General features: G+C 36.6%; 20 protein-coding genes. 15 read left to right on the top strand and 5 right to left on the bottom strand.

What is annotated here, in order from left to right; translation table 11 throughout:
• Entirely contained in the window at positions 1-588 is a 588-nt protein-coding gene (locus tag ACIQXI_RS07690) for a TetR/AcrR family transcriptional regulator (protein WP_402923161.1), read from the bottom strand.
• 169 nt (positions 589-757) lie between these two features.
• On the opposite strand from ACIQXI_RS07690, the gene ACIQXI_RS07685 reads away from it, so the two are divergent.
• The 5 genes from ACIQXI_RS07685 (at position 758) to ACIQXI_RS07665 (ending at position 5,254) form a co-directional block, all read left to right on the top strand.
• Positions 758-1,072, top strand: a complete 315-nt coding sequence (locus tag ACIQXI_RS07685) for a PadR family transcriptional regulator (protein ID WP_402923159.1) — start codon at positions 758-760, stop codon at positions 1,070-1,072.
• 25 nt (positions 1,073-1,097) lie between these two features.
• Positions 1,098-1,628, top strand: a complete 531-nt coding sequence (locus ACIQXI_RS07680; protein ID WP_402923157.1) for a DUF2812 domain-containing protein — start codon at positions 1,098-1,100, stop codon at positions 1,626-1,628.
• Between the two features lie 12 nt (positions 1,629-1,640).
• Entirely contained in the window at positions 1,641-2,546 is a 906-nt protein-coding gene (locus tag ACIQXI_RS07675; protein WP_402923156.1) for an ABC transporter ATP-binding protein, read from the top strand.
• Positions 2,533-3,774, top strand: a complete 1,242-nt coding sequence (locus tag ACIQXI_RS07670) for an ABC transporter permease (RefSeq protein WP_402923154.1) — start codon at positions 2,533-2,535, stop codon at positions 3,772-3,774. The genes ACIQXI_RS07675 and ACIQXI_RS07670 overlap by 14 nt, the downstream gene beginning before the upstream one ends.
• Positions 3,775-4,084: 310 nt before the next feature.
• Positions 4,085-5,254, top strand: a complete 1,170-nt coding sequence (locus ACIQXI_RS07665; protein WP_402923152.1) for a toxic anion resistance protein — start codon at positions 4,085-4,087, stop codon at positions 5,252-5,254.
• Positions 5,255-5,374: 120 nt separating this feature from the next.
• Here ACIQXI_RS07665 and ACIQXI_RS07660 read toward each other — a convergent pair whose 3' ends face one another.
• Positions 5,375-5,785 (bottom strand): PH domain-containing protein, encoded by a 411-nt coding sequence (locus ACIQXI_RS07660; protein ID WP_402923150.1) that lies wholly within the window; start codon positions 5,783-5,785, stop codon positions 5,375-5,377.
• A 697-nt stretch (positions 5,786-6,482) separates the two neighbouring features.
• Here ACIQXI_RS07660 and ACIQXI_RS07655 point away from each other — a divergent pair.
• Entirely contained in the window at positions 6,483-6,746 is a 264-nt protein-coding gene (locus ACIQXI_RS07655) for a hypothetical protein (RefSeq protein WP_402923148.1), read from the top strand.
• Positions 6,747-6,994: 248 nt separating this feature from the next.
• Here ACIQXI_RS07655 and ACIQXI_RS07650 read toward each other — a convergent pair whose 3' ends face one another.
• Together ACIQXI_RS07650 and ACIQXI_RS07645 are read right to left on the bottom strand one after the other, a co-directional pair.
• Entirely contained in the window at positions 6,995-7,333 is a 339-nt protein-coding gene (locus ACIQXI_RS07650) for a DUF3139 domain-containing protein (RefSeq protein ID WP_402923146.1), read from the bottom strand.
• Between the two features lie 14 nt (positions 7,334-7,347).
• Positions 7,348-7,956, bottom strand: a complete 609-nt coding sequence (locus ACIQXI_RS07645) for a hypothetical protein (RefSeq protein WP_402923144.1) — start codon at positions 7,954-7,956, stop codon at positions 7,348-7,350.
• Between the two features lie 494 nt (positions 7,957-8,450).
• Between ACIQXI_RS07645 and ACIQXI_RS07640 the strand changes: the two genes are divergently transcribed.
• From ACIQXI_RS07640 to ACIQXI_RS07600, 9 genes are all read left to right on the top strand, one after another.
• Positions 8,451-10,073 (top strand): PucR family transcriptional regulator, encoded by a 1,623-nt coding sequence (locus ACIQXI_RS07640; RefSeq protein ID WP_402923142.1) that lies wholly within the window; start codon positions 8,451-8,453, stop codon positions 10,071-10,073.
• A 254-nt stretch (positions 10,074-10,327) separates the two neighbouring features.
• Positions 10,328-10,513, top strand: coding sequence for a XapX domain-containing protein (locus ACIQXI_RS07635; protein ID WP_401011829.1), 186 nt, complete (start codon positions 10,328-10,330; stop codon positions 10,511-10,513).
• 71 nt (positions 10,514-10,584) lie between these two features.
• On the top strand, positions 10,585-10,746 hold the full coding sequence (locus tag ACIQXI_RS07630) for a XapX domain-containing protein (protein ID WP_402923141.1): 162 nt from the start codon (positions 10,585-10,587) through the stop codon (positions 10,744-10,746).
• Between the two features lie 143 nt (positions 10,747-10,889).
• Complete coding sequence (locus tag ACIQXI_RS07625) at positions 10,890-11,567, top strand: cysteine hydrolase family protein (RefSeq protein ID WP_402923139.1); 678 nt, start codon at positions 10,890-10,892, stop codon at positions 11,565-11,567.
• A 210-nt stretch (positions 11,568-11,777) separates the two neighbouring features.
• Positions 11,778-12,731, top strand: coding sequence for an oxamate carbamoyltransferase subunit AllH family protein (locus tag ACIQXI_RS07620; protein ID WP_402923138.1), 954 nt, complete (start codon positions 11,778-11,780; stop codon positions 12,729-12,731).
• Positions 12,709-14,271, top strand: a complete 1,563-nt coding sequence (gene fdrA, locus ACIQXI_RS07615; RefSeq protein ID WP_402923136.1) for an acyl-CoA synthetase FdrA — start codon at positions 12,709-12,711, stop codon at positions 14,269-14,271. The genes ACIQXI_RS07620 and fdrA overlap by 23 nt, the downstream gene beginning before the upstream one ends.
• On the top strand, positions 14,264-15,697 hold the full coding sequence (locus tag ACIQXI_RS07610; protein WP_402923134.1) for a YlbE family protein: 1,434 nt from the start codon (positions 14,264-14,266) through the stop codon (positions 15,695-15,697). Before fdrA ends, ACIQXI_RS07610 begins: the two co-directional genes overlap by 8 nt.
• Entirely contained in the window at positions 15,690-16,625 is a 936-nt protein-coding gene (arcC, locus tag ACIQXI_RS07605; protein WP_402923132.1) for a carbamate kinase, read from the top strand. Before ACIQXI_RS07610 ends, arcC begins: the two co-directional genes overlap by 8 nt.
• Before the next feature lie 47 nt (positions 16,626-16,672).
• Positions 16,673-17,086 (top strand): cupin domain-containing protein, encoded by a 414-nt coding sequence (locus ACIQXI_RS07600; RefSeq protein WP_402923131.1) that lies wholly within the window; start codon positions 16,673-16,675, stop codon positions 17,084-17,086.
• A gap of 167 nt (positions 17,087-17,253) precedes the next feature.
• Here ACIQXI_RS07600 and ACIQXI_RS07595 read toward each other — a convergent pair whose 3' ends face one another.
• Entirely contained in the window at positions 17,254-17,781 is a 528-nt protein-coding gene (locus tag ACIQXI_RS07595; protein WP_402923129.1) for a hypothetical protein, read from the bottom strand.
• Positions 17,782-17,965 lie beyond the last annotated feature (184 nt).

The following is a 17,965-nucleotide window of genomic DNA, read 5'->3' as shown; positions in this document are numbered from 1 at the left end:
CTAGGAAATTAATCCCCTAGAAAAAATTTGAACACTTGTTTGTATTAGTTCTTCTGTTGGTAAGGTAGAGACTGCTGTACCTAATCGAGCACGTGATATAAAGTGACCGAAGTTAATAGCAATCAAGGATAGTGCTGCTGCTTCAAAGTTAATGTCACGTATTTTTCCTTTATGATGCATCTCTTTAAAATAGTGAATTAACTCATTTTTAAAGAGTAGGGGTACATTCGCTATTTCACTACTTATTTCTGGAAATTGCATCGATTCCTTAAAGCCAATCATCACGAGGTCCTTGATAGACATCATATATTCAAAATATTTCATTGAAAAATGAGTTAAATCTGTCGCTAAATCCCATGTTACATCTTCACGCATCATTTTCTGCAACATAGGGTTATACGAAAATCTATCCACAATCGATTTTAAAATTCCTTGTTTATTACCGAAATGACGGAAAATCGTTACTTCATTGACCTGTGCTAATTCGGCAATTGCTTTCGTGGTTGCTGCCGTATAGCCTTTTTCGCTTATTAACTGTATAGCTGCTTCGATGATTCGTTCTGCTGTTTCTTTCGTTGCCAATAACATACATCCTCCAATGCAAGTGACTACTTACATGCTACCATGGAAAAAATCCATTAGCAATAAAAATAACCAATTTATGCAATTTTCCCATTGACACCTATATCGGACGCTGATATATTTTAATTATATCGTCAGTCGATATATTGTTTGGCGATATAGAGGAGGGTTTTTTATGACACAGGAACATCCGCCATTAACAGAAGGTGTTTACTATATTTTATTGGCACTGTTTGAAGCGCGTCATGGCTATGGCATTATGCAATTAGTGGAAGAAATGAGCAAAGGTCGTGTGCGCCTTGGGGCAGGTACAATATATGGAGCGATTAAAACCTTGCTAGAACGACAGTGGATTGAAGCATTAGATGGCGATGGTCGTAAAAAAGAATATATAATAACGGAAAATGGAAAAAAAGTAATTGAATATGAAATTTTGCGATTAAGGGAACTTTTTGACAATGGTATCCGTATAACGAATGGAAAAGTATAAAAACGCATTTATAGGAGGTGTGGGAATGAAAAAAATGAAATTCCGCTTTTTTCTGGACTATGAAAAAGAAGAGCGATGGGTCAATGAAATGGCTGCACAAGGTTGGCATTTGACTAAAAATATTATTAGCTTCTTTGTATTTGAACAAGGTGAGCCTGGTAAGTACATTTATCGCAATGAGTTAGTTGTAGGAGAGAAGAAGGATTATAAAGAATTTTTGGAATCAATAAATATTGAATGCGTTTCTAAATTTGGTGTTTGGGCATATTATCGTAAAGAAGCAGCGGATGGAGAATTTGAATTATTTTCCGATGCAACTTCTAAAATAAACTATTTAAAATCCATTAGCAGATTATTTATTCCAATCGCTATATTCAGTATTTTAATCGGATTACTCAATATATACACGGGGCTGTCAGCATCTCCAGCCACGTTTATCTCTATTAATCTAGGTTTATTAAATGTATTTTTAGGGCTTTTAATGTTTGTCCCAATAAAAAAAATTCAAAAGCGAAAAAAGAATCTAGAACATGATTTACATATATTTGAAGGATAAGGAGGATGAAAGATGACATTACAATTGCAGCATGTCACAAAAAAATACAAAGATTTTACCGCGGTTGATAATTTAAATTTCACGATTGAAAAAGGTGAGATTTTTGGACTGATTGGCCAGAATGGTGCAGGGAAAACAACGACATTCCGAATGATTTTAGATTTGCAAGAAACAACGGCAGGAACAATTTCATGGAATGGCAAGCCTGTAAATTCCATAAACCGTGATGTTCTTGGCTATTTACCAGAGGAACGTGGTATTTTTCCTACGATGAAAGTAGAGGAGCAACTATACTTTTTCGGAGAGCTACGAGGCATGAAAAAAGCAGAACTGAAAAAGGATATTGATTTTTGGATTAGCCGTTTTGACTTAGAAGAAAAACGGAAGGAAAAAGCGGAGACGTTATCAAAGGGAAATCAGCAAAAGGTGCAGTTAATTGCGAGCTTTATTCATAAACCACAATTTTTAATTTTAGATGAGCCTTTTAGCGGTCTTGACCCAGTGAATAAAGATTTATTAAAAGATGCCATTCTACTACTAAAAGAACAAGGCACAACAATTTTATTCTCTAGCCATCAAATGGATAATGTCGAAGAGCTGTGTGATCATTTATGCTTATTAAAGCGAGGCGTCTCATTATTTTCCGGTAGTTTATTAGATTTAAAGAAACAATATGGCAAAACAAAATTGTCAGTACGGACGGACTATTCGACGACGGAATTACTTCAGCTAGAAGGCGTAAAAGACGTACGTGTAGAAAAAGAGCAAACGGTGTTAATGCTTGAAGATGAGCATTATGCAGAAAGTATTTTCCAAAAATTATCTGCTGGTAAATATATTGAAAAGTTTAGTTTAGATTATTTAACATTGGATGAAATATTTAAAGATAAGGTAGGTGGCAGCGTTGTCGAAGTTTAGTTTGTTAATGAAGCAATTATACAAATCCAAAATAAAGTCCAAATCTTTTATTTTAATGACGCTTTTATATGTGCTAGCAATGTCCGTAGCAATTTTTTGGTCGGATATTAAGGAGCTCTTCACAGGCAATAATGAAGCGCAACAAATTGCCATTGTTAATGAAACCACTGCTGATTTAAGCGCAATTTTTGTGTCAAATAATGATATGGAGTTTATTCAAGATGAAACAAATGTAGAAAAGTTGGAGCAAAAAGTGAAAGATGGGGAACTGGATGCCCTTGTAGAAGTAAGTGATCAAAACGGTCAGTTACATGCAGAAATTGCCACATTTAAACCTTTAAAATTAAATGATCAATCGACAATTTCTTCATTATTGCAATATGCTGGTCAGCATTACGCGGTACAAAAACTATCATTATCATCCGAACAAGCAGCGCAAATTATGGCTGCCCAAACGGTTATTACGAATAAAAACTTAAATGAAGAAAGTACTGGCGGAAAAAGTGAAGAAGAAAAGCAATCTGGGCTTTGGGTTTCTTATGCTGTCGGGATATTAATTTACTTCTTTATTTCTACATTCTTATCGATGATTACGACTGAAATTGCCTCTGAAAAGGGCTCACGCGCGATGGAAATGCTATTAGTAAGTGTTAAGCCTGCCACACATTTTAAGGCAAAAATTGCAGGCGTCTTGCTACTAGCCATGACACAGATGGGCATTATAGCGGCTGTCTTCCTCCTTTACGCAAAATTTGCAAAAGACGGTGTTGTGTGGGATATGGCCGCAAGTATAGTGAGGGAATTATCGTTAGGCTATGTACTGTATGCCATTCTATTTTTACTGTTAACGATTATTTTATACTTAATTGTGGGTGCTTTATTCGGTTCCTTAGTGTCAAAAGTAGAAGAAGCGGGTCAAGTATTAATGCCTGCAATGATGATTACTTTAATTGGATTTTATGTCATGCTTTCAGGGATTGGCAATCCAGATACGATTTTTATTAAAGTATTCTCGTATATTCCGTTCACATCGGGTATGGTTATGCCAATGCGTATCGGTGCGACTGATATAGGAATCATTGAGCCACTTCTTTCGCTCGGTATTTTAATTGCAACGATTATTGTGGCATATTTATTTAGCTTATCATTCTATAAACGCAGTGTGCTAACATATAGTACAGGTGGCGTAATTCAAAAATTCAAAACCGTATTAAAAGTAACAACGTAATGAAGAACAGCAGCTATGAAAATGTAGCTGCTTTTTTAATGCTAATGTGTCATACTTCCACTGTTTCACTACTGGAATGTGGTTGTTTTTGACATAGATTTTCTAATTTTTAGAAAAAGTGTAAGGCGATTTGACGATTCAGTCGAATTTTTAGTGTAAAAAGGCTATAATTTAATGAGAAGGAATATTGAACTACTTTCTAAATTACCGCAAATTTATATTAATCGAACGTTGAATTGCCTGAACAGATGAAACTTTTTCATCTATTATTCGTAAATAATTAAAGAGATTATCGCAGGGGGTATTACTTATGTCTGAAATGAACAATGACTTATTCAAATCAAAAGATCCATTCGCAACTGAAAATCCACTATTACAAGCTAACCCGTTAACACAAGCTGAACCAGTGCAAACGCCGACGCTTATTTCTGAGCAAGAGCTATCTCAAATTGCACAAAATCAACTTGCCTTAAAGAAAGATCCAGAAGTGCATGCGCTCGCACAAAAAATTGATGTGAAAGACCAAATCGCAATGCTTGAATTAGGAAAAGAAACGGCGAATGGCATTTCTACATTTTCAGATAAAATGCTAGCAACGATGAGAGCTAGCAAGCTTGAAGAATCCAGTGTATTATTAAATAATTTAAATAAAGTAATGGATAAATTCGACCCACAAGATTTTGCGCAAGAAAAAAAGGGTGGCTTTTTAACAAAGCTATTTAGCAAAGGCAAAGAGCAGTTAGAAAGATTTTTATCAAAATATGACAGCATGAATAAAGAAGTGGATGTCATTTACCGTGAGATTCAAAAGTATGAAGTTGAAATGAAACGCAATACGGTGGACTTAGAAAATTTGTACGATCAAAACTTAAACTATTTCCAAACATTAAGTAAATTTATTGCAGCAATCGAAGTAAAGGCTGATGAAGTACGTACCGCATTACCAATGCTAGAGCAAAAAGCGCAAACGGGTGACCAGCTAGCTGCAATGGAATATGAAACGATGCAACGAGCGGTTGAATTACTTGAGCAGCGTCGCTATGATTTAGAAATGGCACAGCAAGTATCATTTCAATCTGCACCGCAAATTCGCCTTATGCAACAAGGCAATAATCATTTAATCGGTAAAATAAACTCGGCCTTTGTTACGACTATTCCAATTTTTAAACAAGGACTAATTCACGCCGTAACCTTAAAACGTCAAAAGCTTATTTCGGATTCCATGAGTGAGCTGGATCGCCGTACAAATGAAATGCTTGTGCGTAATGCCGAAAATATTAGCAAAAACAGTGTCAACATTGCACGTGCTGCGGGCAGCCCAAGCATAAAAATTGAAACAATTGAAACGACATGGCAAACAATTATGGCGGGTATCCAGGAAACAAAACAAATTCAAGCAGAAACAGCAAGAAACCGCGAAGAAGGACGTAAACGTATCGAAAAGTTACAGCTTGAATATGAAAAACTGAAAAAAATGTAATAAAGAAGCATTGGACAGTAGACAACTTGAAATACACGAGTTTGTCTACTGTCTTTTCATTGGTTGAATTTTGGGTGGGGGAATGGAACATTTGATAAATGTGGTAAATGCTTATTTTTACTAGTTAACAAATTGAATGGACGGGTTCTTTTTCTGCAATACATCGACAAATGCCTGTAAATCTTTAGGGGAAATTTGAATCGTTTGATACGTTCCATAATTGATTTCAATGCGATGAACAGAGAGTGAAGGAGCCACAAAAGGATTCGTTGTATGACGAATTGATTGAATGTCTAGTATATCAATCGTTGTTTTTATAACCCCATAAGATATATTAAGAGTATGATTTTCGATTTTGTATCGAGTATTGAACCATATTGTTGCTAAAAAGCTAATCATCACAATCATCGTAACAATGGCCAATAAATTAATTTGAACAACAGTGGATTGATATAAAACCCAAATAAATGCAACAATCAAAGTCCAAATGATAATGCCCATCCAAAGGTCTTTTCTTGATGTAAAAACCATTTTATCACCTCATCACATTTATACGGTTTTTCTTTATAATGGTTTCAAAAAAATATAAAATAATCAATTTATTGTAAAAATGAGCATGAAAGCTAAAATGTGCTTTGTCAAAGGTAAATTTCCTGATTAATGGGGTTTGTTATATTAATAGTAATATTTTGGGGGGATTGATGTTGATATTTGAAGTTATCATTTTACCGATTATAGTTGTAACCGTATGCTTAATTTCTGCAAAGCTATATCAGCGGCAAGAGAAGGTGGATAAAGGTTTTGCCATAAATTATTTTAAATTATCTTACAGACGCAGGGTCATTCGTGATTTAATCAATCTTCCTTTACTGATTATTTGTTCGATTATACTTTATTATTTATCAGGTTGGAATATCAAAATATTTATAACATTATCGGTAATTTTACTGATCTGCTATTCCCTCCAATTACTTTACAACTATAGTATGTGGAAGAAAGGAATGTAATATGAAATTATCACTTTTAGGAATTTCCATCACAATCTTTGGTGTAGCTTTAATCCTAGTAGCTAGTGGTGCAGGAACAACTTTCGGACTGCTAGTTTCACTTTTTGGCGTAATGGTGTCATTTGCCTCATGCTTTATCAAAAGCAATTCAAATGTATAGATATGGAAAGATATGTGGTTGATTTACTTGATAAAGATAGTGGGAGTGGGGGAATGTCCATATGAAATTTATGTTATTTGCCTTTATTTTTGGATATACATCTTTAAGAGTTATGAGATTTGTGCCAGTTAAAGGAGCATGGCTTAACTATTCTTTATTTTGTATTGTGGCAAGTATTCTTTTAGCTGTCCTGCAACTGAATATAAATGGTCATTATGAAGATTTTAATCTTTACATAATAAGCGCTTCGGCAATCTTTGTAGGCTACTTAGTTCTATTTATTTTTTATCCAATTATTCGCAAAAAAATAAATAGCCTTAGTTGAGGATGTTACATTGCTGCTTAAAGAACGTTGCATGATTAGTAGAATGTTTGAAGGACTTATTATAAAACAATTAAAAGAAACGAGGATTTCTAGAAGTCTTGAAAGGGATTTTGTGTGATAAGTGTCTGGAAAATACGATTGCCACACCATAAATAAAGTAGCCAACTATCTGCTAAACTTTCGATAGTTGGCTATTCGTCGGGCTACCATAAAAAGTAACGATACTTTTATTTTGGGCTTATTTTGCTTTATGCTGGATCATAATTTTGTAAGTCTTTGGTAGGAATCGTTTTACCATCAATCTCGTAAAATTCAAACTGCCCGTTTAAATCATTAGCAAAATAAAGATAGACGATACTAGGCTCGTTTTTAAATATTACTTCCACATGATACTTGGGTATACCAAAAAACGTATACTTGCTTTCAAAAGTGAGTATTTCCGATTCCTTATAGCCCTTTACTTCTGTCAAATATTGCATCACTTTATCAGAAGCCAAATGTTTTTTAAATTGAACGATAGCAACAGAAGAGAAAATAATAAATGTAATAATAGTAAGAATAATTAAAAATTTTTTCGTTTTAACCACTCTCCTAAAAATTTTTAGCGACTGCTGAATGATGTTAAATAAGTGAGAGTACTAGAGTTTTTAATATGTCCGGGTGTTACCCAGGCCACACTTGAACCTGTCAAAGCTAGATGTGTAATATCAATTGAGCTACCATAGTAAAATGCTTGCCAAATAAATTTAGAGCAATAATTAGGACTAATTGAACTTAGAGCGTTAAGATTTACAATATCATAAGTAATTGCAGAAGAATAATTATTACTCGCCCAGTTTGCTGCTCCAGTCGCGCCTTTACTAGGTCTATAGGCATAAATCGTTTCCCCTGGATCATGACGGTTACGATATTCTGTTAAGGTATCTCTTTTGCCCGCTACGTCACCTTTAGGATTTACATGATATATGCGATAATCAGGGCCCACAATTGCTACATGCCCAACAATTTTTGTTGATGTTACAAAGGATTTACTTGAATACAAAACGTCCCCAATTGAAATAATTGTTGATGTGCCTGGATAGTAGTTTTCATTAGGAACAGCTAGGGGATCTATTTCATCAGATGCAGATTGATTTGATGGTTCTGAATCATTAATTTCAGCATCCAATTCATTATTTTCTGTTACTAATTCTTCGTTTTTATTTATCAAATCTTCTGTTGAAAGTTCATTTGCAAAAACAACTTCTGGTGTTGAATAAATAAAGAATAAGCTAATTATTAATAGTAAATAATAGAGTATTTTTTTCGTTTGTATTTCCCCCTATATTTTTTTATTAAGTATATTATCTTACTGATGCCCGTTGTGCTTGGCTTATGTTTATATTCCACTTCGGTTTAATAGTTCCTTAATAATTACGCACATCACACCCCCTTTTTTATAATTATACATTTTTTGTAATACATTTAATTTTTTCTTTATTTTAAAAATTAAAAATATATTACATATACGTAGAAAAAATATTATTGCGAGTATTTGCTGAAAGTAGCATTATAAGAGGGCTGACCAGTATACTTGTTATAATAAGAGCAACTTGTTACTTTTTTTATGTATAGGTATGGGGAGATTATTCTCCTTCATACTACCGCAACCATGCATAGCACTATATATGAAAAAATCATTCTTCCCTCGTCAGGAGTGATACTATGTTTATTACAATTCGTGATGTCTTGAACATGGAGGGCTTTGGGGATGTAGAAGTGATTGCTGGAAATTCTGGTTTAAGCCGTAGGGTGGAAAACGTCTATTTTATGGAGGTTCCCGACATTTACGCTTATATCGATCAAAACGGCTTACTGCTCACAACTTTGTATCCAATTGCAGATAAACCGGAGCATATACAAACATTGATTCCAAAATTGGCCGCAATGAATCTTGCAGGCATTGCCATCAAGCCAGGTAGATATGTCGCTGAAATTCCAGCAATTATGGTGGAACAAGCAAATGAGCTGGGCATTCCGATAATGAAACTCCCTGAGAGTGCAAACTTATCGACACTTACCAATCAGGTCCTTACAAAGTTTTTAGATGTAAAGACCTCGCTGTTGGAATTCCGCAATAAGATGCATCAGCAGTTGCTGGAGTTATTATTAGAAGGCAACGATGATATACACAAGTTCATTCATTCGATTGCCAATCTCATTCATTCGCCAATCCTGCTTCTTAACAATGACTTTGAATATATCGGGTCGTCTATACAAAACGAACATACTATTTCAATCCTTCATAAGCCATATCATTCGGACTCGAGCTTGTTTTCCGTACAAGTGGATGAGACCATTTATGATAAAGATGATATTTTTATTCAATGCATTTACGCTGGCGGCAATGAATATGGCTATTTAGTCATCTTGCTGGATAAAGAAAAAAATCTGACAGAGGACTTGATTATTGCCATCGAACAAGCATCCTTTATCATCGCTTTTTTATTCCAAACTGAGCAAACATTGCTGCAAAAAGAAAGAAATCATTTAAGCGGTTTTGTTAGGGACATTATTCATAATCAATATACTTCCCAAACCGAAATGATTGAAAAAGCGAAAGTGTTTAGATGGAACTTGCAATTTCCACTTGTGATGTTAAGCATTAAAACAAGTGAGAAAGATAGTGAAAAGAAACTAGCAATATTCCATAAAATGCTCGATTCAGGTTTGATGGAGAGTTTTGCTGCTGAGATTGTAGATATTCCGATAGAAAATTGCAAAGTGCTTTATCTTAATGACTCTTTAGTATGTTTTATTAGTCTTGTATCCGAAAATAATATTCGCCACAAACTTCAAAATCTAGGAGATGCGATTTTATCTTTGTTTGCAAAAAACGGTCACTTTGGCATTAGTATTTCTGATACAGTCCACCATTTTAAGCAAATTAAAGAGTATTACGACAATTCAACTTTAGTCTTTCAAGTTTATAAAGAACAATTACAAACTCAATCCTATGTTCATTTTTATAGTGATATCGGCTTATTCCGTCTTTTTCATTACGTCGATAATCTTTTTATCTTGGAAGAGTTCGTAAATGAGAAATTAGGGAGAGTGTTTGAATATGACAAAAAGAAAAATACCAATCTTTTAGAGACGCTGAAGTATTACATTAAAAATAATACAAATGTGCAAAAAACGGCACAGGATATGTATGTTCATTATAATACGATGCGCTACCGAATAAATAAGCTGAAAGAACTTGGAATCGATGGTGAGGACGGCTTTGAATTAACAGAAATTTCATTGGCCTACCAACTGTTTCAATATTTGCAGCTAAAAAAATAAGGAGGAAACTCCGAAACTTCCTTTGGACATTTTCTACTTGGCAATGTCTTTTTTTTGTAAAAAATATGCTTCACTTTGTAGGAAGTTGACAATTAAAAGAGAAATGAATATCAACTTCTTACAATGAATAAAACGCTTTCAAATGCTATGATTTAAGTGTGAAAGGAGGAGGGGAATTAATAAATAACAGTCATAGTAACACGATTCAAGTAAAAGGTTTCTGTATTACACTTTTGGTACAAGGAGTGTTTAAAATGCGTGATTATCTTTTGTCTTTAGCGGGTGGTTTGATTGTAGGTATACTATTTTCTTTAGTTAAATTACCGTTACCTGCCCCTCCTTTAGTTGGCATATTTGGAATGGTAGGTATATTTTTAGGGGGTGTATTAATGGATTCTCTTTTCAAATCGCTCAAAGAAAAGAGAAAGGTCAGTACATAAAAACTCGATGTTAAACGGTTGGTCAGTTCGTTTATTGATGAGTACATCCCACACAAAAAGGAGCATGTAATATGTTACAGATTGTCTTGTCTTTTATAGGAGGTTTACTTGTAGGCATATTATTTAAATTCATCAAACTGCCAGTTCCGGCTCCCCCTCTTATTGGTATAGTCGGAGTAATCGGAATTTTCCTTGGCGCAGAACTAGTTAAGGCTATTTTTCAACTTTTCTAATGCAACTCCAAATCCTCTTTCCTTTAATTAACTACTGTTATCCTCTATTTTATTAAGCATACGCAATAGATTTTTGTAAACATGCTTTTTGGTCCAATTCATAGGTCCATATGTTTTGAATACCATTTGAGAGGGAGATTTACATGACTAAAGTATATAAAATTGATGCGAAACCTTATAGTTTTGATTTCGACTTAGAAAAAACGGCGCTTATTATCATCGATATGCAACGAGATTTTTGTGCACCTGGCGGCTTTGGTGAAAAGCTTGGGAATGATGTTACGCTAACACGTGCCATTATTCCGACCACTCAAAGAGTTCTGAAAGCTGCACGTGAAAAAGGAATGATGGTAATTTATACTCGTGAAGGGCATCGTCAGGATCTTTCGGATTGCCCGCCAAGCAAATTAAAGCGTGGTAGCAAGCAAGGTGCAGGTATTGGTGATGAAGGGCCGATGGGAAGAATTCTTATCCGTGGTGAGTATGGTCATGATATTGTGGACGAACTTAAGCCTGTTGAAGGAGAAATTGTCATTGATAAACCTGGAAAAGGCTCTTTTTATCAAACAGATCTAGAAGTCATTTTAAAAAATAAAGGTATTACCCACTTGCTTGTCGCTGGTGTTACAACGCACGTCTGTGTGCAAACAACGATTCGTGAAGCGAATGACCGTGGTTTCGACTGCTTACTACTAGAAGATTGCTCAGCGGCATTTGATCCAAAAGATCATGAAAATTCTATTCATATGATTAACCAGCAAGGCGGCATCTTTGGTTGGACAGCACCTTCTCAGAATTTGCTTGCTTCACTCGGTGATTAAGGTAGAGGGTTTCCAGCCTAGTAAGACCAAGGATACTTTAAAAAGTTCATATAAAGGGCATGCGTCCTTTTCATGTCCACTGCATGTCCTTTTTACCCCCGAAACACATTATCCCAAAACCATTAGTAAAAAGCGTTCTGGTTGTGATGGTAGAGGGTATCCATTGTTATTGTGCTAAATTTACCTATTCTTTTAAAATTGGTGATATGAATGGTTACAACATCTGCTTATCAAATCAATCAAATAGACGGCTGTCTGCTTGAATGGTTGCACCATCAACCACTTGGTGAACCAATTGGAGTAGTCCACAGTGTTTTTGATAAGGTGGTCAATTTTATAATGGATGACGGCACATATTTCTTTTCTTTAGCAAAAAACGAGGTTATACAATCACCTGGCATGATGAAAACCTGTGAAAATGACATATTTTCTAAGATGTGTACAACTTTAAAGTCGACTAAACCTATTTATTTAATTGATAATAATTTATTGCAAATTAATGATTGGCAATGGGATTTTTCAAATGCGGTAGTTTGGAACAGTGGGATTAAGCCACGCTTCCAAGCTAAGCAAGAGCCGAGTGCTGTCCACTTGTCACAATTAAACGACTTCATCCTTCATAATGGCGCAACCGAAGGAATTTTTCCGGCATGGAAAAGCTTCACTTATCCAGATTGGGAAGTACCTGCTGCCATACAAAAGAATATTTACTTTCCTCTTTTCAAGAAGGGGTTAGAGCGATTAAATCAGGAAATAAAGGCAAATAAGCTCGATACGTTTTATTTAAAGTTTGCGGGGCTAGGCATCGGGCTGACGCCATCAGGGGATGATTTTTTGACAGGATTGTTGGCTACTTGGCAGTATTTTGATGCCCCGCTATCCAAGAAAATTGCAAGCTACAACACCGAATGGCTGCAGAAAGTAAAAAGAAGAACTACTACGATAAGCTATTTTATGCTGAAGCAATGTTTGGATGGCCAGGTCAATGAAGCTTTGCTAGATGTATTAGACAACATGGACGGCAATGCAATTCCTTATTTTCAGCGAGTGTTAGCAATTGGATCAACTTCTGGGACGGATATGCTAACTGGGGTCAGCGTGGCATACCAACAGCTTATCGACTATAAGGAGGAGAAACAACATGGCATCGAAAATATCGATTGAACATAATGCCTATTATGACTCGGTTACACTCATGTCACTGTCCAGTAAAATGAACAGTATTGACGGTGTAGAACAAGCCGTTGTCTCAATGGCTAGCGAAATGAATAAAGAATTACTAGCGAACATTGGACTGCTAACGGAAGAGGCCAAAGCGGCAACGGCAAATGATTTAATGATTGCCTTAATTACAGATACAGAAGAGCGTGCAGAGGAAGTGATGGCACTTGTCTATAGTGAATTAACATCCAAGAAGGCGAAAAAAGGAAAAGGAAATCACAATACAGCGAAAACTTTAAATTCTGCATTGAACCTTATGCCAGGTGCAAACATGGCAATTATTTCTATTCCAGGTCAATATGCTGCACGCGAAGCTAGTCAAGCTTTAAAAAAGGGCATGCATGTGATGCTGTTTAGTGACAATGTCAGTATCGAAGATGAAAAATTTTTAAAAGAAATGGCCAGAGACAATGGATTATTCGTCATGGGGCCAGACTGCGGAACAGCTATTATTAACAATATTGGACTTTGCTTTGCTAATAAAATAAGCGAGGGAGGCATTGGTTTAGTTGCAGCTTCCGGTACTGGTTTGCAAGAAGTGACCGTGCAAATTGATCGTCTTGGATACGGTATTTCACAGGCGATAGGCACAGGAGGCCGCGATCTTCATGAATCTATAGGTGGTATGATGATGCTTCAAGGGCTTAAAGCATTAGAGAACGATGACAAGACAAAGGTCATCACATTAATTTCCAAGCCGCCTGCTCGAACTGTTCAGGACAAAATTCTAGCAGAAGTGAAAAAATGCAAAAAACCAGTTGTCGTATGCTTCCTAGATGGAGATGCACAGGCAGTAGAGGAAGTAGGAGCCGCTTTTTCTCCCACATTAATTGATGCTGCTCGCAAGTGTGTTCAATTGCTTGATCCAGAAGCCATTATCGAAACGGAAATTGCTCAAGAAGCTGACAGATGGATTAAGAAAGAAAAAGTGAAATTAGCTGATTGTCAGCAAGATATCCGCGGATTATTTTGTGGCGGTACGCTCACTGCAGAATCACTGTCGATTATCCGGTCAACAGGTGAAAATGTTAGAAGTAATATTGCTAAAAAAGCGGCCGAGAAACTTAGCGACTTATCACAAAGTGTAGGTCACACGCTATTGGACATGGGTGATGATGAATTTACAAAAGGGAAACCTCATCCGATGATAGAGCCCTCCCTTAGAAACGAGCGTATTTTACAAGAAGCAAGAGACCCAAAAACAGCTGTTCTGTTATTAGACTTTGAATTAGGGTTTGGTTCCCATGAAGATCCGGTAGGCGTCACGCTGGATGCACTACAATTAGCAAAGGAAGAGGCAGCACAGGCGGGAAGGTACTTACCAATCGTTGCCTATATTTGCGGTACTTCTAAAGATAAGCAAGACTATCAAGAGCAGTACAAAAAACTTCAATCCGAAGGCGTTTTTGTCGCTGACAGCAATGAAATGGCAACAAGAATTGCCACTATGCTTGTGCAAAAGGAGGTTAATAAAAGTGAGTAAGCTTCATGAGCTTTTTAATCAGCCATTGCAAGTAATTAACATCGGTACGTCCAAATTTAAGGAAGACTTGGACATGCAGGGGATTAAGACAATACAAGTAGATTGGCAACCACCTGCAGGAGGCAATATCCAATTACTCCAAGCATTAGACTTCTTTCAGGACAATGAAAAGGTGGAAAAGGCGAACCAAGAAGCCGTTCAATGCATTAAGGATGCCCATCCTTTCTTAATTGATATTGGCTTGGCTGTCGATGTCATTCCAAGAATGCATAGTAAGAAAATACTGCATGCCGGCCCTTCTATTGCCTGGGAAAACATGGCCGGTCCAATGCAGGGTGCTATTATTGGGGCACTTATTTTCGAAGGGATGGCTGCGAACGAGGAAGAAGCAAGAGCATTGATTGATGCTGGAGAAATTGAATTTGCCCCATGTAATGAACATGCTGCAGTTGGGCCTATGGCTGGCATCATCTCGCCGTCTATGCCGGTACATATTATTGAAAATAGAACCCATGGAAATCGCGCCTATTGTTCAATTAATGAAGGCCTAGGCAAAGTACTACGCTTTGGTGCTTTTTCAAATGACGTCATTGAGCGGTTAAAGTGGCTGCGCGATGTTTTTGCACCTGCATTGAAAAAGGCACTTGTGTTAACAGATGGGATTGATCTAAAATCCCTCACTGCACAAGCTCTTCATATGGGGGATGAATGTCATAACCGCAATAAGGCGGCAACAAGCCTTTTCTATAAGGAGATTGCAGACTACTTTATGCAAACAGATATCGACACTGACACGTTGCGTGAGGTATTGCGTTTTATCCAAAACAATGAACATTATTACTTAAACTTATCTATGCCAGCATGTAAAGCTGCACTTGATGCAGGACATGGCGTTCCATATTCTACTGTTGTTACAACGATGGCGAGAAACGGCGTTGAATTTGGTATTCGTATTAGCGGGCTAGGTGAAAAAGATTGGTTTACAGCGCCAGCCAACTATATTCAAGGTCTATTTTTCCCTGGGTATTCGGAGGAGGATGCGACTCGTGATCTTGGAGATAGCGCGATTACGGAGACGATGGGCATCGGTGGATTTGCGATGGGCGGTTCCCCTGCGATTGTTCAATTCGTTGGAGGCGAGGTAGAAGATGCGATTCACTATAGCGAGCAAATGTATGACATTACGGTAAATGAAAATAGCAATTATTCCATTCCGACATTAAACTTTCGTGGAGCTGCCTTTGGCATTGATGTTCGAAAAGTCGTTGAAACAAACATACTTCCGGTGATTAATACAGGCATGGCACATAAAGAAGCTGGAATTGGGCAAATTGGCGCGGGCATTGTCCATCCACCAAAGGAATGTTTTGAAAAAGGACTCCTTCGTTTCTATAAAGTATATGGGGAGGGAGCTACATATGAGTAGAATATTAATAGCGCTTGGAGGCAATGCGCTTGGCTCTTCGCCTCAAGAGCAGCTGCAATTAGTACACGCTTCAGCAAAGCCGATTGTTGATTTAATTGAACAAGGTCATGATGTGGTGATCGCGCATGGCAACGGACCGCAAGTCGGAGCTATCAATCTTGCATTTGAAACAAGCTCGAAGGAACTTGCAAGCATTCCCAACATGCCATTTGCTGAATGTGGAGCAATGAGTCAAGGGTATATAGGGTATCATTTGCAAAATGCTATTCAAGAAGAATTATCAAAGCGTGCCATCCACAAATCAGTTGCCACAGTTGTTAGTCAGGTAGTCGTTGATAAGAACGACCGCGCCTTTCAACATCCTACAAAACCGATTGGTCCCTTTTATTCAAAAGAAGAGGCTGAAAAATTAATGGCTGAAACGGGTGACACCTATTTGGAGGATTCCGGTCGAGGTTATCGCCGTGCTATTCCATCACCTGCTCCTATCAAAGTCGTTGAAAAAGATGTTATCGAAGAATTAGTCAATGCAGGACATGTTGTCATCGCTGTCGGCGGCGGAGGTATACCGGTAGTCGAGGACAGTAAACATACTTTAGTCGGCGTGGAGGCGGTTATTGATAAAGATTTAGCAAGTCGATGCTTAGCCGATGAGCTAAATGCAGACTTTTTGTTTATTTTGACAGCTGTCGAAAAAATCGCCATCAACTTTGGTAAGCCGAATCAGCAAAACCTTGATCGATTATCTATAGACGAAGCACAAAAGTTGATTAAAGAAGGGCATTTTGCACCGGGAAGTATGCTACCAAAAGTCCAGGCAGCCATTGCATTTGTCAGTGGCAAGCAAGGTAGAAAGTCGATTATCACTTCGCTGGAGAAAGCTAAAGATGCAATCCTTGGAAGGACAGGCACCGTTATCTGCAATTAAAGGGGCTAATGTACGTACATGAAAATAGTATAGAAGGAGTGTCAGGAATGAGCGACAAAAAGACGAAGGTAAAAATAGGTGATGAGTTAAAGTGGAATGTATTTACCGAGCACCGAGAAGTTTATCACCGCGAGTTACTAAGTGCCAAAGAAGCGGATGAACTGGGTGTAAGTGTCAGCTCAGTTTTAAGAGAACGCATTGAGGTAGGTGGAGCCGTATTGCCGCACTATCACGACGTAGCTGAAGTCATTCATATTACAAAAGGAAAAGTAAAACTTCTGCAAAATGGCGAATGGAAATCTTACAAAGAAGGTGACACGTTTCTAGTACCAACAGGTGTCGTTCACTCTGTTGCCAATGATGATGTCGAACCTACCGAGCAGATAAGCATCTTTATCCCAGTTCATGAAGGAATCCAAAATGAAAACTTCGCGTCACATATGGTAGACACGGAAAAATAAGTTGATATACGAGAAAGAGCAATCCGTTTAAATTTCGGATTGCTCTTTTTATTTCAAAAGGTGAAAATGAACAGTAATCGCTAATTTGAATGTTTATGTAGGATTAATGACGAGTTTGTAGAACTTAATATGAAATTTTTTAGTAGTTGAAGATATTAGAAGATATTCTAATAAACTGGCTTATTATCCTTATTGTAAAGCGTAAAATCATTTAACATCGTGTCAGTTAACTTTCGAGGAATAGTTTCGAGTGTGATATATAAATTTCCAATGTTTTCGTTAAAAAGTGTAACCTCAAATAAATGATTCGTATTGCCTTCTTTTACAACTATATAATCGATTTTCCTATGATAGTTGCCACTTAAAAGAATATAGTTACCACGATTAGTATGAATGATATTGATATTCTTTTCTAAAATATTCTTTTTTACAAATATAATTTTTAATTTTTTATTAAAATAATTCTCTTTGAACACGGCATAGCCCCTTTTTTTACCATACTCAAAAATAGCAATCTTAGAAGTTGATTGTGAGATGTCATACTCTTTAATCGATGAAATCTCTTCCTCTAAATGTTGTTGAATACTAGCAGTTATTGCACTGACGTTTGATGGAATAGTATAAGTTCTTTGAATGATAAAAAATATAGTAAATACTAGAAGGATAGAAATAATTATTATGATGGTATCTTTCAAGTTACAACCTCCTTTTATTGTATTTTAATTAGAATTTTAGTTGATAAAGGGCCTTCTTGAATTGTTTTTTATATTATGCATTGCTATTATGTAGAGAATTTAACAATTGGAGCTATACAAGAAATTAGTAATATACTATTCGCGTTACCGCCTATGCAATTGAATTTTGTAAAATAGTACAATT

Source organism: Lysinibacillus sp. NPDC097195 (assembly GCF_044762075.1).
GTDB lineage: Bacteria > Bacillota > Bacilli > Bacillales_A > Planococcaceae > Lysinibacillus.
The sequence above is the reverse complement of the archived record's forward strand: the minus strand, read 5'-3'. Positions and strand labels throughout refer to the sequence as shown.

What these genes read in the sequence shown, in the direction of transcription:
- fdrA (WP_402923136.1), top strand. Translation starts at nt 12,709, where the DNA reads ATGGCATCGAAAATATCGATTGAACATAATGCCTATTATGACTCGGTT.
- ACIQXI_RS07630 (WP_402923141.1), top strand. Translation starts at nt 10,585, where the DNA reads ATGTTACAGATTGTCTTGTCTTTTATAGGAGGTTTACTTGTAGGCATA.
- ACIQXI_RS07620 (WP_402923138.1), top strand. Translation starts at nt 11,778, where the DNA reads ATGGTTACAACATCTGCTTATCAAATCAATCAAATAGACGGCTGTCTG.
- arcC (WP_402923132.1), top strand. Translation starts at nt 15,690, where the DNA reads ATGAGTAGAATATTAATAGCGCTTGGAGGCAATGCGCTTGGCTCTTCG.
- ACIQXI_RS07660 (WP_402923150.1), bottom strand. Translation starts at nt 5,785, where the DNA reads ATGGTTTTTACATCAAGAAAAGACCTTTGGATGGGCATTATCATTTGG.
- ACIQXI_RS07680 (WP_402923157.1), top strand. Translation starts at nt 1,098, where the DNA reads ATGAAAAAAATGAAATTCCGCTTTTTTCTGGACTATGAAAAAGAAGAG.
- ACIQXI_RS07690 (WP_402923161.1), bottom strand. Translation starts at nt 588, where the DNA reads ATGTTATTGGCAACGAAAGAAACAGCAGAACGAATCATCGAAGCAGCT.
- ACIQXI_RS07675 (WP_402923156.1), top strand. Translation starts at nt 1,641, where the DNA reads ATGACATTACAATTGCAGCATGTCACAAAAAAATACAAAGATTTTACC.
- ACIQXI_RS07635 (WP_401011829.1), top strand. Translation starts at nt 10,328, where the DNA reads ATGCGTGATTATCTTTTGTCTTTAGCGGGTGGTTTGATTGTAGGTATA.
- ACIQXI_RS07600 (WP_402923131.1), top strand. Translation starts at nt 16,673, where the DNA reads ATGAGCGACAAAAAGACGAAGGTAAAAATAGGTGATGAGTTAAAGTGG.
- ACIQXI_RS07665 (WP_402923152.1), top strand. Translation starts at nt 4,085, where the DNA reads ATGTCTGAAATGAACAATGACTTATTCAAATCAAAAGATCCATTCGCA.
- ACIQXI_RS07640 (WP_402923142.1), top strand. Translation starts at nt 8,451, where the DNA reads ATGTTTATTACAATTCGTGATGTCTTGAACATGGAGGGCTTTGGGGAT.
- ACIQXI_RS07685 (WP_402923159.1), top strand. Translation starts at nt 758, where the DNA reads ATGACACAGGAACATCCGCCATTAACAGAAGGTGTTTACTATATTTTA.
- ACIQXI_RS07625 (WP_402923139.1), top strand. Translation starts at nt 10,890, where the DNA reads ATGACTAAAGTATATAAAATTGATGCGAAACCTTATAGTTTTGATTTC.
- ACIQXI_RS07655 (WP_402923148.1), top strand. Translation starts at nt 6,483, where the DNA reads ATGAAATTTATGTTATTTGCCTTTATTTTTGGATATACATCTTTAAGA.